General features: G+C 67.5%; 16 protein-coding genes. 9 read left to right on the top strand and 7 right to left on the bottom strand.

The window, feature by feature from the left end:
- The first annotated feature begins 170 nt into the window (after positions 1 to 170).
- The 4 genes from MU521_RS04805 to MU521_RS04820 all read left to right on the top strand — a co-directional run bounded on the left by MU521_RS04805 (position 171) and on the right by MU521_RS04820 (position 3,391).
- Positions 171 to 563, top strand: a complete 393-nt coding sequence (locus MU521_RS04805; RefSeq protein WP_092688010.1) for a 6-pyruvoyl trahydropterin synthase family protein — start codon at positions 171 to 173, stop codon at positions 561 to 563.
- A complete protein-coding gene (locus tag MU521_RS04810; protein ID WP_092688007.1) occupies positions 548 to 1,618 on the top strand; it encodes a glycosyltransferase family 4 protein in 1,071 nt (356 codons plus the stop codon). Before MU521_RS04805 ends, MU521_RS04810 begins: the two co-directional genes overlap by 16 nt.
- Positions 1,615 to 2,535, top strand: a complete 921-nt coding sequence (locus tag MU521_RS04815) for a hypothetical protein (protein WP_092688004.1) — start codon at positions 1,615 to 1,617, stop codon at positions 2,533 to 2,535. Before MU521_RS04810 ends, MU521_RS04815 begins: the two co-directional genes overlap by 4 nt.
- Before the next feature lie 67 nt (positions 2,536 to 2,602).
- Positions 2,603 to 3,391, top strand: a complete 789-nt coding sequence (locus tag MU521_RS04820) for a GTP cyclohydrolase III (RefSeq protein WP_092688001.1) — start codon at positions 2,603 to 2,605, stop codon at positions 3,389 to 3,391.
- On the opposite strand, the gene MU521_RS04825 is transcribed toward MU521_RS04820, so the two are convergent.
- From MU521_RS04825 to MU521_RS04835, 3 genes are all read right to left on the bottom strand, one after another.
- Complete coding sequence (locus MU521_RS04825) at positions 3,388 to 4,122, bottom strand: competence/damage-inducible protein A (RefSeq protein WP_092687998.1); 735 nt, start codon at positions 4,120 to 4,122, stop codon at positions 3,388 to 3,390. The genes MU521_RS04820 and MU521_RS04825 overlap by 4 nt on opposite strands.
- A gap of 50 nt (positions 4,123 to 4,172) precedes the next feature.
- Entirely contained in the window at positions 4,173 to 4,613 is a 441-nt protein-coding gene (locus MU521_RS04830; protein WP_092687995.1) for a hypothetical protein, read from the bottom strand.
- 63 nt (positions 4,614 to 4,676) lie between these two features.
- Positions 4,677 to 5,339, bottom strand: coding sequence for a DUF7504 family protein (locus MU521_RS04835; protein ID WP_092687992.1), 663 nt, complete (start codon positions 5,337 to 5,339; stop codon positions 4,677 to 4,679).
- 179 nt (positions 5,340 to 5,518) lie between these two features.
- On the opposite strand from MU521_RS04835, the gene MU521_RS04840 reads away from it, so the two are divergent.
- Genes MU521_RS04840 through MU521_RS04850 form a run of 3 tightly spaced genes read left to right on the top strand, consistent with a single transcriptional unit; the run spans position 5,519 to position 8,167 of the window.
- Positions 5,519 to 6,172 carry a LolA family protein gene (locus MU521_RS04840; RefSeq protein WP_092687989.1) on the top strand — a complete coding sequence of 218 codons (654 nt, stop codon included), beginning with the start codon at positions 5,519 to 5,521 and terminating at the stop codon, positions 6,170 to 6,172.
- Entirely contained in the window at positions 6,169 to 7,074 is a 906-nt protein-coding gene (locus MU521_RS04845; protein ID WP_092687986.1) for a S49 family peptidase, read from the top strand. The genes MU521_RS04840 and MU521_RS04845 overlap by 4 nt, the downstream gene beginning before the upstream one ends.
- Entirely contained in the window at positions 7,061 to 8,167 is a 1,107-nt protein-coding gene (locus MU521_RS04850; RefSeq protein WP_175452765.1) for a motility-associated ABC transporter substrate-binding family protein, read from the top strand. Before MU521_RS04845 ends, MU521_RS04850 begins: the two co-directional genes overlap by 14 nt.
- A gap of 9 nt (positions 8,168 to 8,176) precedes the next feature.
- On the opposite strand, the gene MU521_RS04855 is transcribed toward MU521_RS04850, so the two are convergent.
- The 4 genes from MU521_RS04855 to MU521_RS04870 form a co-directional block, all read right to left on the bottom strand.
- Complete coding sequence (locus tag MU521_RS04855) at positions 8,177 to 8,389, bottom strand: hypothetical protein (RefSeq protein WP_092687983.1); 213 nt, start codon at positions 8,387 to 8,389, stop codon at positions 8,177 to 8,179.
- A gap of 81 nt (positions 8,390 to 8,470) precedes the next feature.
- The gene (locus tag MU521_RS04860; protein WP_092687980.1) at positions 8,471 to 9,376 is read right to left on the bottom strand and encodes an HNH endonuclease; all 906 of its coding nucleotides are present in this window, start codon (positions 9,374 to 9,376) and stop codon (positions 8,471 to 8,473) included.
- A gap of 248 nt (positions 9,377 to 9,624) precedes the next feature.
- Entirely contained in the window at positions 9,625 to 10,287 is a 663-nt protein-coding gene (locus MU521_RS04865) for a 2-phosphosulfolactate phosphatase (RefSeq protein ID WP_092687977.1), read from the bottom strand.
- Complete coding sequence (locus MU521_RS04870) at positions 10,287 to 11,345, bottom strand: phosphotransferase family protein (RefSeq protein ID WP_092687974.1); 1,059 nt, start codon at positions 11,343 to 11,345, stop codon at positions 10,287 to 10,289. The genes MU521_RS04865 and MU521_RS04870 overlap by 1 nt, the downstream gene beginning before the upstream one ends.
- 123 nt (positions 11,346 to 11,468) lie before the next feature.
- Between MU521_RS04870 and MU521_RS04875 the strand changes: the two genes are divergently transcribed.
- The gene (locus MU521_RS04875) at positions 11,469 to 12,728 is read left to right on the top strand and encodes an acyl-CoA dehydrogenase family protein (RefSeq protein ID WP_092687971.1); all 1,260 of its coding nucleotides are present in this window, start codon (positions 11,469 to 11,471) and stop codon (positions 12,726 to 12,728) included.
- Positions 12,725 to 13,498 carry an SDR family NAD(P)-dependent oxidoreductase gene (locus MU521_RS04880; RefSeq protein ID WP_092687968.1) on the top strand — a complete coding sequence of 258 codons (774 nt, stop codon included), beginning with the start codon at positions 12,725 to 12,727 and terminating at the stop codon, positions 13,496 to 13,498. The genes MU521_RS04875 and MU521_RS04880 overlap by 4 nt, the downstream gene beginning before the upstream one ends.
- The last annotated feature ends 32 nt before the right edge of the window (positions 13,499 to 13,530 follow it).

The following is a 13,530-nucleotide window of genomic DNA, read 5'->3' on the forward strand; positions in this document are numbered from 1 at the left end:
AGGAGATGCGAGTGGCGCGAGCATCTCCGGACGCGCGAGTGGCGACGACGGAGCCGCGAGCTGGCCGCCTCGACCGACGGGAGAGTCGGCGGGCGAGCGGGCCGAAGGCCCACGAGGCCGCACAGCAGCGGCGGGAGACTTAGGTGGCGACGGGCCGTGGTACGTTCTATATGTACACGGTCACGGTGCTGGAGTCGTTCGTCGCACAGCACTTTCTCACTGTACCGGACGCGGGCCCGGAGGGGGAGCCACACTCCCACCGCTACGAGATCGAACTCGCCTTCAGGGGGCCGGAACTGAACGAGTTCGACTATCTCGTCGACATCGACGACGTGGAGGCGGCACTGGACGGACTCCACAGTCGGTACGCCGATACGATGCTCAACGACTTACCGGAGTTCGAGGGCTACAATCCGAGCGTCGAACGGTTCGCCCGGGTGGTCTGGGAACGGGTGACCGACGAGGTGACCGACGACACCGTGACGGAGTTGACGGTGACCATCTGGGAAGACGACCAGGCGCACGCGGCCTACGAGGCGTCCGTTCCATGCGCGTCGGCCTGACGCTGTACGGGAGTCTCGACGACCAGTCGGGCGGGTTCCGGTACGACCGGCGACTCGTCGAGGGGCTCCGCGACGCCGGCGACACCGTGGAGGTGGTCGAACTCCCGCGCCGGCAGTACGCTCGCGGCCTGCTCGACAATCTCTCGTCGTCGCTGCGCGACCGACTCACCGTCGACGTGGACGTGATGCTCCAGGACGAACTTGCCCACCCGTCGCTCGTCCGGGCGAACCGTGACCTGCCGTATCCGGTCGTCAGCGTCGTTCACCACCTGCGGGCCAGCGAGGGCCGCCATCTCGCCGGTCTCTACCGGGCCGTCGAACGCCGCTACCTCGGGAGCGTCGACGCCGCCGTCTGTAACAGCACCGCGACCCGGACCGCAGTGACCGAGACCGGCGGGCCCCCGGACGATCGGACGGTGGTCGCGCCGCCTGCCGGCGACCGCTTCGATCCCGATATCGACGCCGCGACCATCGAATCGCGGGCCCACGAGGGGCCGCTCAGAGTTGCCTTCGTCGGAAACATCGAGCCGCGGAAGGGGCTGGACACGCTCGTCGACGGGCTGGCCGAGGTCGAGGAGCCCTGGGAGTTGACCGTCGTCGGGCGGGCGGAGGACCCGACGTACGTCCAGACGGTCGAGAACGGGATCGCCCGGAGCGGTGCCGGCGACCGCATCGACCTGCGCGGCCGACTCGCAGACGACGACCTCGCGGCCGTCCTCCGGCGGAGCCACGTCCTGGCGATCCCCGCGCGCCACGAGGGGTTCGGCATCGCCTACCTGGAAGGGATGAGCTTCGGTCTGCCGGCGGTCGCGTCGGCCGCGGGCGGGGCGGGGGACTTCGTGACGCCCGGCGAGACCGGGGCGCTGGTCGAGCCGGATAGTCCCGAGAGCGTGCGGCGAGTGCTGGGCGCGCTCGCCCGTGACCGCGACCGCCTCGCCCGGATGGGCAAGGCGGCAAGGGAGCGGTACGAAGCCCACCCCGACTGGTCCGAGACGACCGCCAGGGTCCGGGAGTTCCTGCACACGGTCGCCGACGACGGGAGGGCCGCCGCATGACGGCCGACGACTTCCAGCGGTACCTCGCCGCCAAGCGGCCCGTCGACGACCGGAGTCTGGACCGGCGGCTCTGGCGACAGCTCCGGATGAACCTGTCGACGGCGGCCGACGACGAGGGCCCGTTCCGCGTGCTGGAGGTCGGTGCCGGCGTCGGGACGATGATCGAACGCGCCGTCGAGTGGGACCTCTTCCCCGGGGACCGGGACGTGGTCTACACGGCCGTCGACCGGGACGAGGCGGTCGTCGAGCGGATTCCCGACCGACTCGTCGAGTGGGCCGCCGACCGGCCCGTCGAGGTCGGCGAACGCGACGACGGGGTCGACCTCGTCTGGCCGGAACGCACCGTCGCCGTCCGGCCCGTCACCACCGAGGCCGAGGCGTTCGTCGCCGACGCCGACCGGTCCTGGGACCTGCTGGTCGGCCTGGCCGTCCTCGACGTGATCGGCCTGGAGACGCTGCCCACGCTCCTGTCGGGGCTCGCGTCCGGTGGCTACTGGTACTTCCCGATCACGTTCGACGGCGGAACACGGTTCACGCCCGATCACACGGCCGACGACGCCGTCGAGCGCGCGTACCACGGCCACATGGACGCGAAACCGGGGGGCGACAGCCGCGCGGGCCACCACGCGCTGGCGCGACTCCGGGACCTGGACGGGGCGAGCGTCTCCGGCGTCGCGGGATCGGACTGGATCGTTCGCCCGGACGGGGACGGCTATCCGGACGACGAGGCGTACTTCCTGCGGTACGTGTTGAGCACTATCGAGGGCGCGCTCGGCGAGATCGACACCGGGGAGGTCCTCGACGACGGCGCCCTCGACGACTGGCTCCGGACGCGCCGCGAGCAGGTCGCCGACGGGACCCTCGTCTACGTGACCCATCAGCTGGACCTGCTCGGCGAGTGGGCGGGCGGCGGGTGATGGGGCGGGCGGCCGAACTGACCGTCTTCCAAAGAACAATACCGCTCCCGTCCGAACGACGAGTGTCGTGACAAATACGCAGGTTACGCTGATCCAGATCGACAACTACGGACCCTGGACAGTCACGCCGACGCCACGCCGGGAGGTCGACCTCCAGACGATGCAGTCGCGGCTGTACGCCGACGTGTCACAGCTGGTCGGCAACCGCCAGGGATACGCCTTCTTCGGCCGGTTCGACAACATGGTCGCCGTGACCAACGGACTCGATATCGATGACCTCGCGCTAGTGCAGGAATCCATCGGCAACCGCTACCCGGTCACCGCGAGCATCAGCGTCGCGGTCGATTCCTCACCCGTCGCCGCGCTGGGGCGCGCCTCGGACCGCCTCCAGGACGCCGGCAGCGCACAGGACGAGAGTCGTCGCGAGATCCTTCGGGGCGAGACGCTGGCCGAGACCGAGCGCACGGACGACGACGTACAGATCGCTCACTTCGACGTGAACGACGCGACGGGCAAGTACACGGACGAACTCAACGAGTTCGACACGTTCATTCGGATCGAACAGGGCTACGCCGAGTTGATGCGGTACATGCGCCAGGCCCACGAGTCGCTGTCATTCTTCGTCGGCGGCGACAACGTCATCGCGGTTTGTGCCGACCTCGACACGGACGACTATCGGGACGCCATCGACCACGTCAACGAGGCCGTCGACGTGGACCTCAAGGTCGGCGTCGGGCAGTCGGGCGTCGCCCAGGCCGCCGGGATGGGTGCGAAGCACGCGCTGGAAGCGTGTCGCGAAGACGGGACGGCAGTCGAGTTCGCCGACCGGCCGGCGGTCGCCGCCGACGACGATTAGTCGTCCCCGTCGCGGGGTTCCTCGTCCGCGTCCACTTCCGCGGCCAGCCACGCGGTCGCGGCGTCGACCTGTTCGGGGTCGTCCCCAGTCACCTTCAGGCGGTTGTGTCCCGCGTCCCGATCCGGGTAACAGCCGACGGTCACGTCGAACTGCGCGCCCGCGTCGGTCAGCGCCTCCACGAGGTTTGCCTCCGGTTTCTCCGTGTAGAGGAACTGCGAGACCGACTCCCCCTCGAACTCCTCCTCGATGTCCTCGAACATCGTCTGCATCTCGTCGGGGATGCCCGGGAGGACGTAGACGTTCTCGATCACACACCCGGGCGCGAGTCCACCGCGGTTGATGAGGGGACGGCTCCCCGCCGGAATCGTCGCCTCGGCTCTCGCGTCGACTTCGAGGTCGGGATAGTCGCCGGCGATAGCTTCGAGCGTCTCCTCCACGTCTGCCAGCGCCAGGTCGTCCACCGCGAGATCGCGGTCGAACGCGTCGGCGACGGCGGCCATCGTCACGTCGTCGGGCGTCCCCCCGAGCCCGCCGGTGACGAGGACGGCGTCGTATGCCTCGCTGTAGGCCCGGACGCGCTCGGCGATCTCGGCGCGTTCGTCGGGGACGACCAGCACGCGCCGGACCGACACGCCCCGCTCGGCGAGCCTGGCGGCCAGCCACGAGGCATTCGTGTTCACCGTGTCCCCCGCGAGCAACTCGTCTCCCACCGTGACCAGTGCGACCTGCATTCACTCGGGAGACGAACCCACGAGCAAAAGAGGTAACGGGGACTGACCGCTCAGATCAGAATCCGCCCGACCAGCGGGACGAGCCCGTCGTTCACCAGCGATCCCTGTTTCTCGATGGCCGCCGCCGAGAGCCCGCCGGCCAGGCGAACCGACTGGGTAGCCGCAAACAGCGGGAGCGAGGCCAGCGCCGCCGCGGGGACGTCGTTGCGAGCGTGTCCGAACGGCTGGTAGTGGGGGTTGACACGGTCGAGCGAGAGCGTCCACCGATCACGAAACTCCTTGAGCTGGAGGTGTTCCCCCGGACTGTCCTCCCGGTAGACCCGGACCGCGCCGCCGTGAATCGACCACGGGAAGTTCGACGGCCGGAGGTCGACCGACTCGGGCAAGCTCGGCTCGGCCGCCTTGGGAACGACGACACGGTTCCCGTACCCCACCTGTCGCGCACGAGCCAGCGCCTCGTCCCACCCCGCCGCCTCGTAGGTCTCCACCATGTGAGGGGGTTGTCACGAGAGAAGTAAAGCGCTCCGACACTGCGCCGGATGGAGCCAGCGACCTCACGGGAGGGAGAGTTCGGGCTCCTCGCCCGACCAGTCACGCAACAACTGAAACTCCTGCTCGAAGATGTGGGTCGTCGACCCGATGTGGGTCTCCGGTTCCATATGGTAGTGGGCCAGCGCACCAGCGTTGTGCATCGTCACGTTGAGCACGTGAACGAGCTTGAAGACGGAGCGGTTCCCAAACTCGTGGATGACGTTCGAGAGATTGTCGAAACAGACGGTGGTGCATCGACACTCCTCGGCGAGTGTCGACGTATTGTCGGCGATCTGGCGCCCCAGTTTCTCCAGTGACGTACTCGACAGTTCCGTCACTTCGGCCGGCCCGTCGGTGATCGCGGACCGATCGAACAGGTCCTCGGTGACCGTCGCGGACGGCGGAACGAGCAGCTGCAACCGCTGTGGCCACCCGTCGGCGTGTCGCCGCCACAGGTCGAGGCGCTCGGCAGGTGACTTCGTGATCCAGAGCACCCCTGTGTTCGGGACGTCCCGAACGGTGAGGAGGTCGGTACAGGCCGGCCCTTCGTCGGTCCGGGTCGGCGAGTTGTAGACCAGAATGCCACCTCCACTTCGCACGAGATGGGACTTCACCTGATCGATCAGCGCTCGCTTGTCACCGGCACTGACGCTGTATTCACAGTGGCGACAACTCCAGTCGTACACGCTACCGCGAGAGAAGGTGGCCGGAAGATATATAACCTCGTGTCTGTGGACGCGGTTGAAACACGTCTCATCTCCGCGAACCCGGACCGCGGTATTTATATAAACCTTGTGGCCAGTGTGCTGGCCCAGAAACTCCGCGAGAGGGACATGTGGGTCGTCCGTGTAGGCGAGGACGAAACATGTCACCACCACTGCGGAGCCGACACCGGCGCGCGTTACTCGGCGTCGTCGGTCTCGTGTTCGTGACGGCCGGCTGTCTCGGGGCACCCGGGACGAGAGTCGACGATCCATCGGCCGTCGCCGAACAGGTCGAATCGCGGTACGAACGACTGGACGGGTTCCAGGCGACGATGATCCAGCGGGTCACGGTCGGCGACGAGACCGAGACCACACGGGCGACCGTCACCTTCGACAAAGGTGATTCGCTCCGGATCGCCTACGAAACCGGCCCGAAAGCCGGCGAGGTCGCCGTCATCGAGAACCCGTCGGCGAAGCTGTTCGCCGGTGGGGCCGACGCCGACGCCGAGGCCAGCGCGCGCTTCGGGACGGTCGCCGCCGACCTCGTGCGCGACAACGAGGTCGTCTTCGAGGGGACCGAGCGACTCGACGGTCGCTCGACCGCGGTCTTCTCGGTCACCCCGCCGGACGACGCCGCCGCGACCCGGCCCGAGCGCCGCGTCTGGGTCGACACGAAGCAGGTCGTCCCCCGGCGGATCGAGTCGACCTGGATCGAGGACGGACAACGGGTGAACGAGACGATCCGCTTCGAGAACGTCTCGTTAGGCGTTCCCGCGACCGACACGGGCGCGACTCCGGGAGGTGCGACGGCATGAACCGGGATCCTGGCCTCCTCGACCGCCTCGGCGGTCCGGTCGTCGTGTTCGCCGTCGTGGGCCTGCTCGTCGGTGCTGCACTCGTCCCCTACGCCTGGGGCGCGTCGACGGGGCCCGACGGCACCGTCGCCGTCGTCGAGATGCACGGGACGATCACCGGCGACACCGCCGCCGCCGCGATGGCGGACCTGCGCGAAGCGCGCCAGAACGACTCCATCGAGGCAGTCGTCCTCGACGTCAACAGCCCTGGCGGCCTCGCTTCCGCGAGCGAACAACTCTATCTCGCGGTGAAACAGACCAGCGAGCAGCTGCCCGTCGTCGTCGCCGTCACCGGGACAGCGGCGTCGGGGTCGTACTACATGAGTGCGCCCGCCGACAAAATCTTCGTGACGCCGGCCAGTACCGTCGGGAGCATCGGCGTGCGAGCGGTCGTTCCGCCACAGGGCGCGCCCGACAACCAGATCACCACCGGTCCCGACAAGACGACGACCGCGACACAATCCGAAGCGCGCCGCCGCGTCGAAACGCTCCGGCGTGCGTTCGTCGGGAGCGTCGTCGCCGAGCGTGACCTCAACATCTCCGCGTCGGAACTCTCCTACGCGAAAGTGTACTCGGGCACCCGCGGCATTCAGGTCGGACTGGCCGACGAGATCGGCGGCCTCGGGGCCGCCGTCGACGAGGCCGCCGAACGGGCATCCCTCTCGGACTACGAGACCGTCCGGATGGAGTCACCGACGCCGAGCCCGCTGAGTCGGATCGGGCTGAACGCCACCGGCGCGACGACCGAAGCGACCTTCGAGTACACCGGGGTCGACACCACCCAGTACCTCATGTTGCACGGCCAGTTGAACACCCCCGACACTGCGGCCCAGATCGAGGTGAGAACCAATGGCACGAACTGATCTCCTGAAAGGCGTCGGCGTGTTCGCAGTCGTCGTCGTGGTAATCGTGGCCGCCACGGTCGCCACCGGCACGCTCCTGTCCGACTCGTCGACCGACGCCAGCGTCGACGCACCAGCCTACGACGACCAGTTGCTCCCGACAGCCGTCGACGACGGCGGCAGCGTCGGGACACCCGAAGGCGACGCGACCAAGACCGTCGTCATCGACAAGAGCCACGGTAACGCGCTCAGCGAGAGCGAGATGCAACCGCTCGTGGACGCGCTGGTCCGGGACGGCCACAACGTGCGGTTCTACACCGGCGGCTCCGGCGGGACCGGCGGCTTCTCCGGCGGTATCTCCAGCGGTTCGTCCGGGCTCAACGCGACGCTGCGCTCGGCCGACGCGTTCGTCGTCGCCAACCCCGCCAGCACGTACACGGCCGGCGAGATCAACGGGATCGACGCCTTCGCCGAGGCCGGCGGCCGCGTCCTCATGCTGGCGGACCCGGTCAATCCCTCATCCGGTGGCCAGTCCATCTCGATTCCAAACCCCCTCGGTGGGACGACCGGCAGCACCGTCACGCCCGGCCAGCCGACGAACCTCGCCGCGAACTTCGGCGTCTCCTTCGGCGCTGGCTACCTGTTCGACATGACGGACAACGCCAACAACTTCCAGCGGATCTACGCCCAGCCCAGCGGCGATAGCTCGCTCACCGAGGGCGTCGACCGCCTCGTCTTCGACGACGCGACGCCGCTGGCGACCAGCAGCGACAGCACGGCAGTCGTCGAGAGCCAAGACGCCCAACTCTCCTCGACCCGTCGCGGCAGTACTTACACGGTCGCCGCCAAGACCGGCAACGTCGTCACCGTCGGCGACACGAACTTCCTCGAACCGGCGAGCGCGACCGTCGCCGACAACGACGTGTTCCTCACCAACCTCGCCGACTTCCTCGTCAGCGGCGACAAGGAACCTGGAGCCCCGGAGGCCGCAGGCCCGTCGACCGGCACCGGTTCCGGCTCCGGCGGCTTCGGCGGCCCGCCCCAGCCCGGCACCACGCCCACGGTCCCGGGCAACGACACGTCCTTCCCGACCGGGAACGGCACCAGTCCGTAACCGGCCCGGTCACTCGCCCGCCGTCTCGACTCTGACTTCGGCCCGGTCGAGCAACGCCTCACTCAGACCGCTCTTTCTGTGCTCGACGAGGAGATGTCGGTACACGTCGGCTTCCGTCCTCGCCCTGCCGTCACAGACCGGACACCGGAATCGAAGATCGCTGTCCGCGTCGGTCGCCACGTCGGCCGGTTCGAGCCCCAGATCGAGCAACTGTGTGCTCATGTGCCTTCGGCTACCGGACGCAGCCTCAAGGTCGCTTCTAGGAGGGGTCCTTTCTGCTCAGTGAGATATATAGCACGAACGTCACTGCACCGTACTCTCGGGCCGCTGTGCCCGCCGACTCCCGCTCTCGACGCGCCCCGCACCCTCCGGGAGGGCCACGTGTGGACCGTACTTCGTCCCCGCCGGCACGTACGACAACAGCCGCGCCTTCGGGATCACGCCGAAGTCGGCCTTCCGGTGGCAGTCGATACACAGCGACACGACGTTCTCTTCGTAGTGCGCGTCCGCTTTCGTGAAGCCACGTGCCGCCGCGAACACCCGCACGGGGACGATGTGATGCACGTCCGGGTTCCGCCCGATCTCTTCCTTCGACTTTCCGCAGTGAGTACACTCGTAGCCGTCCCGTTCCAGTGCGAGTTTCCTGATTCGGTTCCAGCCTTTCCCGTAGTTGCCAGTGTCGCCCCCTTCCCAGTTGGGGTGACCCTCGCCGGTGAACGACTCGGAGAGCCATTTTCGGTGACAGTCTTCGTCGCAGGCGACGATTTCGCCGGTCACTCTGCCGGGATATCGTTCGACTGTGTCGCCGCACACGTCACATTCGAACTCCTGCTTGCCTCCGTTCCACCGAGGGTTGTCCTCGCCGCTGAAATCCTGTTCCGGCCGCCAGTCTTCTGTTTCGACGCAGGTGGGGCAGTAGAGTCCCTTCTTCTCCGACGGATAGTAGTCGAAGGACTCTCCGCAGATCTCACACTCCGTTTCGGTCTTCCCGCCGCTGTAGTTCGGGTTGTTCTCTCCCTCGTAGGAGACCGCTGCATCCCTGCAGTCCTCGGAACAGTATTTTTTCTCGTGTTTGCAGTGAAACGTCGTCCCACACTCGGCACATTCACGATTCGGCAGTGTCTCGCCATGTGTGTGACTGTGATGAACACCAAGTCCACGGTGACTGTCGAATCCCCGACCACAGGTCGGACAAACGTGTTCTGACATTCGGACAACTATTTCGTGGTTCGGTAGTTAAATCCGACCCGTCCGGGGTGAAAGTGTAGCGGCTCCTCGCCACCTCGGTTCATGTAAGAAATTTGTCAGTCCGGGCACGGGAATCGAACCCGTTTCCCAGCCACCACAAGGCTGGAGGATACCAGTACCCCAGCCCGGACACGCACTCAATGGTAGGCCGCCTGCTCCTGAAATACGTTACGACTCCCGGAACGCCCTGCAACGGTGTGACAGGGTACTCAGTCCACGAACCGGCCGTCCCGGAGCGTCGGCACGACCGAGCTCGTGTCGAACGTACAGAGGTCCTCGACTTCGTTCTCGAAGCCGAGGCCCTGCAACCACTCGGCGGTGCCGCTCTCGCGGACCTGCGTGGCGAGGTCGTCGGGCGTGAAGTTCGTCGCCTGGTCGGTGTGGTGGTGGCGAATCAACTCGACGCCAGCCGAGTCCTCGGGCGTGCGGTCGCCCTGGCGGCCGGCGGCGACGAGCCACACGTCGTCGTGGCGCTCGCGCAGGTGGTCGGCCACGGCCGCGGCGTTGACGGTACTGCCGATCAGCACGTCGGCGTCGTCGCCGATCCGGTGGACTGCGCGGGTGCCGTTTGAGGTGAGGATGCCCACCGGCCGGTCCGTGAAGTCCCGCTCGGCGATCAGCGAGGGCAGCGGCGAGCAGTCGAAGCCGTCGACGGGCTGGCCGCCCTGCTCACCGACGAGGACGGCTCCCTCCGTTTCGGCCTCGAACGCGCGGGCGGCGTCGGCGTCGGCGAACGGTCGGACGTAGCGGGCGCCTTCTTCCAGCAGGCGGACGATGCTGGTCGAGGAGATGATCACGTCGACGACGACGAAGGTCGCGTCGGGCGCGGGGTCGGGCACGTCCTCCAGTCGGTCGACGGTGTGGACGGCCATCAGAGGGGGCGTTCGCCCTCGATGATCTCGCCGGCGTGGTCGGCCATCGTCGGGACGCCGTCTTCCATCATCTGGTAGAGCGTGTTGTCGGAGTTGCCCATCAGGTAGCGGGCGAAGAACATCTCGCCCAGCGCGGCCATCTTGTACACCGCGAGGACGCGGTAGAACCGCTGGTTCTCGACGGTGACGCCGGTCCGGTCCTCGTAGCGTTCCACCAGTTCCCCGCGAGTGAGGTAGGCTTCGTCCTGGGTGAACGTGGGGGCCATCGTCTGCATCAGCGGCGTCAGGTCGTCTTCTGGGTCGGGCCAGAAGAAGAGCAACCACCCCAGGTCACAGAGCGGGTCGCCCAGCGTCGACATCTCCCAGTCGAGGACGCCGCCGATCTCGGGCGGCGAGCCCGGCGCGAAGATGACGTTGTCGAGTTTGTAGTCGCCGTGGACCAGCGCGTGCGCCGACTCGTCGGGGACGTTTTCGTCGAGCCAGTCGCCGATGCGGTGGATCTCGGGGACCTCTCGCTCGGCGGTCGTCTCCTCGAAGGCCCACTCGAACTGCTCGGTCCAGCGGTCGACCTGGCGCTGGGCGAACCCTTCGGGAGTGCCGAAATCATCGAGGCCCACTGCGTCCACGTCGACAGTGTGGATGGCCGCGAGGGTGTCGACCATCTCCTCGCCGACCCGTCGGCGCGCGTCGGCGTCGGAAAAGCGATCCAGTTCGACGAAGCGCATCACGTCGCCCTCCAACCTGTCCATGACGTAGAACGGACAGCCCATCACGTCGCTGTCCTCGTGCTTGGCGACGGTCGTCGGGACGGGCACGTCGGTGTCCTGCAGGGCGTGAACGACCTCGTACTCCCGGAGCACGTCGTGAGCGGTGTCGGCGGTCTCGCCCGGTGGTGGCCGGCGGATGACCAGTTCACGGTCCCCCCAGGTGACGAACAGCGTCTCGTTGGAGAATCCCTGATCGTGTCGTTCCACGCCGAACTGGTCGGTCTCGCCCAGTCGCTCCGCGAGGAAGGGCCGCAGGCGGTCGCGGTCGACGAGATCGGCTTCGTCTGGCATTGCCACGGAGTAGCGTGGTCTGCAGTAAATGCGTTGTCATCCCCCTGGCACTATCGGAGGGGGTTAAATAAGCCTCGGTAGGGCGGCAGTGCAACTAACTCCCCGGTTTCACACTGTTAGGGTATGGATCTCACGTACCAGGATTCCGAGCGAGCGCGCGAGGTGGCCGAGCGGACACGCGCGTTCCTCGACGAGGAAGTGCTGCCCAGAGAGCGGGAACTGCTGGGCCAGCGCGACGCGACGAGCGACGCCGACCGCCAGGAAGAGGGGCGCGAACTGATGGAGGACCTGCGGGAAATCGCCCGCGAGCGGGAGGTGTTCGGCCCGCAGATTCCCGAGGAGTACGGCGGCCTCGGTATGGACTTCGCCGACCTGCTCCCAGTCTTCGAGCAGGCCGGGCGGTCGATCTTCGCGATGGGGGCGATGCACGTCGCCGCGCCCGACGAGGGCAACATGGAGATCCTCGAACAGGCGGGCACCGAGGCACAGAAAGAGGAGTACCTCCGGCCGCTGGTGAACGGCGAGGTCTCCTCGGGCTTCTCGATGACCGAACCGATGGACGGGGCCGGCTCCGACGCGAAGAACCTGAAGACGACCGCACAGAAGGACGGCGACGAGTGGGTCATCGACGGCCACAAGTGGTGGACGAGTTTCGGGCACAGCCAGCCCGACTTCCTGATCGTCGTCGCCCGGACCAACGAGGACGCTCACCCCTACGTCGGCACCTCGGCGTTCATCGTGGACGCCGACGCCGACGGCGTCGAGTACGTCCGTGACATTCCCCACATGGGCGAGTCCGGTATGGGTCACGCCGAAGTCGTCTACGACGGCGTTCGGGTCCCCGAGGAGAACATGCTCGGCCCGAAAGACGGTGGCCTCGCCATCGCCCAGCAACGACTGGGCAAGGCACGGCTGACCCACTGCATGCGCTTCATGGGGATGGCCGACCGGTCGCTGGACATCGCCAAGGCCTACATGGACGAGCGCTCGGCCTACGGCGACACACTGAGCCAGAAGCAGGCGCTGCGGTTCGACATCGCCGACGCCGAGATGCGCCTCCACGCCGCCCGGACGATGGTGCGCCACGCCGCCCGGACCATCCAGGAAGAGGGCCAGGCCGACACCGAGGTCTCGATGTCGAAGGTGTTCGCCGCCGAAACGGTCCAGGACATCGTCGACACCTGCGTGCAGGTGTGTGGCGGGAACGGCATCGGCAAGGACCTCCCGCTGGCGGACTTCTACGAGAACGTCCGCTGTTTCCGCATCGTCGACGGCGCCGACGAGGCACACCTGCGCTCCATCGCCAAGGGAGCCTTCGACGACGACGAGATCGAACCGGCGGAGCTGGAGTACGTCACACGCTTCGGTGAGCCCCAGCGATGAGCGCACTCGACAAGTTCCGGCTGGACGACGAGGTCGTCCTCGTGACGGGGGCGGCGAGCGGCATCGGAAAGGCCATCTCGGAGGCCTGTGCCGACGCGGGCGCACGGCTGGCGCTGGCCGACAAGGACGTGGAGGGCGTCGAGGCGGTCGCGGACGACCTCGACGCGGAGACGCTGGCGATCCCGGCGGACGTGTCCGACCACGACGAGGTCGTCGCGATGGTCGAGGAGACCACCGCGGAGTTCGGCGGGCTGGACGTGGCCTTCGCCAACGCCGGCATCGGACGGCTGGGCGCGACCGTCGACGACTACGACATCGACCAGTGGCACCAGGTGATGGACGTGAATCTCGACGGCGTGTTCTACACGATCCGGGAGGCCGCCGCGGTCATGGACGAGGGGGGCCGCATCGTCACCACGGCATCGGTCCTCAGCCAGATCGCCTCTGACTTCCCCGGCGTCGCGGCCTACGTCGCCTCGAAGGGTGGGGTCGCCCAGCTGACGAAACAGGCCGCCGCCGACCTCGGCCCGAAGGGGATCCGGGTCAACGCCATCGCGCCGGGCTGGGTCCACACCGGGATCGGCGGCGGGGCCTTCCGGAAGGACTCGGGCATGGACCACCTTCACGAGCGGATGGAAGCGGAGACGATCATGGGGCGGCTGGGCGAGCCCGAGGACATCAAGGGCGTCGCGCTCTTTCTGGCCAGCGAGGCCTCCGCGTACTGTACGGGGAGCGTGCTGACCGTCGACGGCGGCTGGACGACGACCTGAGAGACCGACACGACCCGGACAAACCCCTTTCG

Origin of the sequence: Halorientalis regularis, from assembly GCF_023698535.1 — an archaeon.
Lineage (GTDB): Archaea > Halobacteriota > Halobacteria > Halobacteriales > Haloarculaceae > Halorientalis > Halorientalis regularis.

Coding starts and splice junctions, on each gene's coding strand:
- MU521_RS04860 (WP_092687980.1), bottom strand. CDS start 9,376: ATGTCAGAACACGTTTGTCCGACCTGTGGTCGGGGATTCGACAGTCAC.
- MU521_RS04845 (WP_092687986.1), top strand. CDS start 6,169: ATGAACCGGGATCCTGGCCTCCTCGACCGCCTCGGCGGTCCGGTCGTC.
- MU521_RS04870 (WP_092687974.1), bottom strand. CDS start 11,345: ATGCCAGACGAAGCCGATCTCGTCGACCGCGACCGCCTGCGGCCCTTC.
- MU521_RS04805 (WP_092688010.1), top strand. CDS start 171: ATGTACACGGTCACGGTGCTGGAGTCGTTCGTCGCACAGCACTTTCTC.
- MU521_RS04865 (WP_092687977.1), bottom strand. CDS start 10,287: ATGGCCGTCCACACCGTCGACCGACTGGAGGACGTGCCCGACCCCGCG.
- MU521_RS04810 (WP_092688007.1), top strand. CDS start 548: ATGCGCGTCGGCCTGACGCTGTACGGGAGTCTCGACGACCAGTCGGGC.
- MU521_RS04855 (WP_092687983.1), bottom strand. CDS start 8,389: ATGAGCACACAGTTGCTCGATCTGGGGCTCGAACCGGCCGACGTGGCG.
- MU521_RS04850 (WP_175452765.1), top strand. CDS start 7,061: ATGGCACGAACTGATCTCCTGAAAGGCGTCGGCGTGTTCGCAGTCGTC.
- MU521_RS04880 (WP_092687968.1), top strand. CDS start 12,725: ATGAGCGCACTCGACAAGTTCCGGCTGGACGACGAGGTCGTCCTCGTG.
- MU521_RS04825 (WP_092687998.1), bottom strand. CDS start 4,122: ATGCAGGTCGCACTGGTCACGGTGGGAGACGAGTTGCTCGCGGGGGAC.
- MU521_RS04815 (WP_092688004.1), top strand. CDS start 1,615: ATGACGGCCGACGACTTCCAGCGGTACCTCGCCGCCAAGCGGCCCGTC.
- MU521_RS04830 (WP_092687995.1), bottom strand. CDS start 4,613: ATGGTGGAGACCTACGAGGCGGCGGGGTGGGACGAGGCGCTGGCTCGT.
- MU521_RS04875 (WP_092687971.1), top strand. CDS start 11,469: ATGGATCTCACGTACCAGGATTCCGAGCGAGCGCGCGAGGTGGCCGAG.
- MU521_RS04840 (WP_092687989.1), top strand. CDS start 5,519: ATGTCACCACCACTGCGGAGCCGACACCGGCGCGCGTTACTCGGCGTC.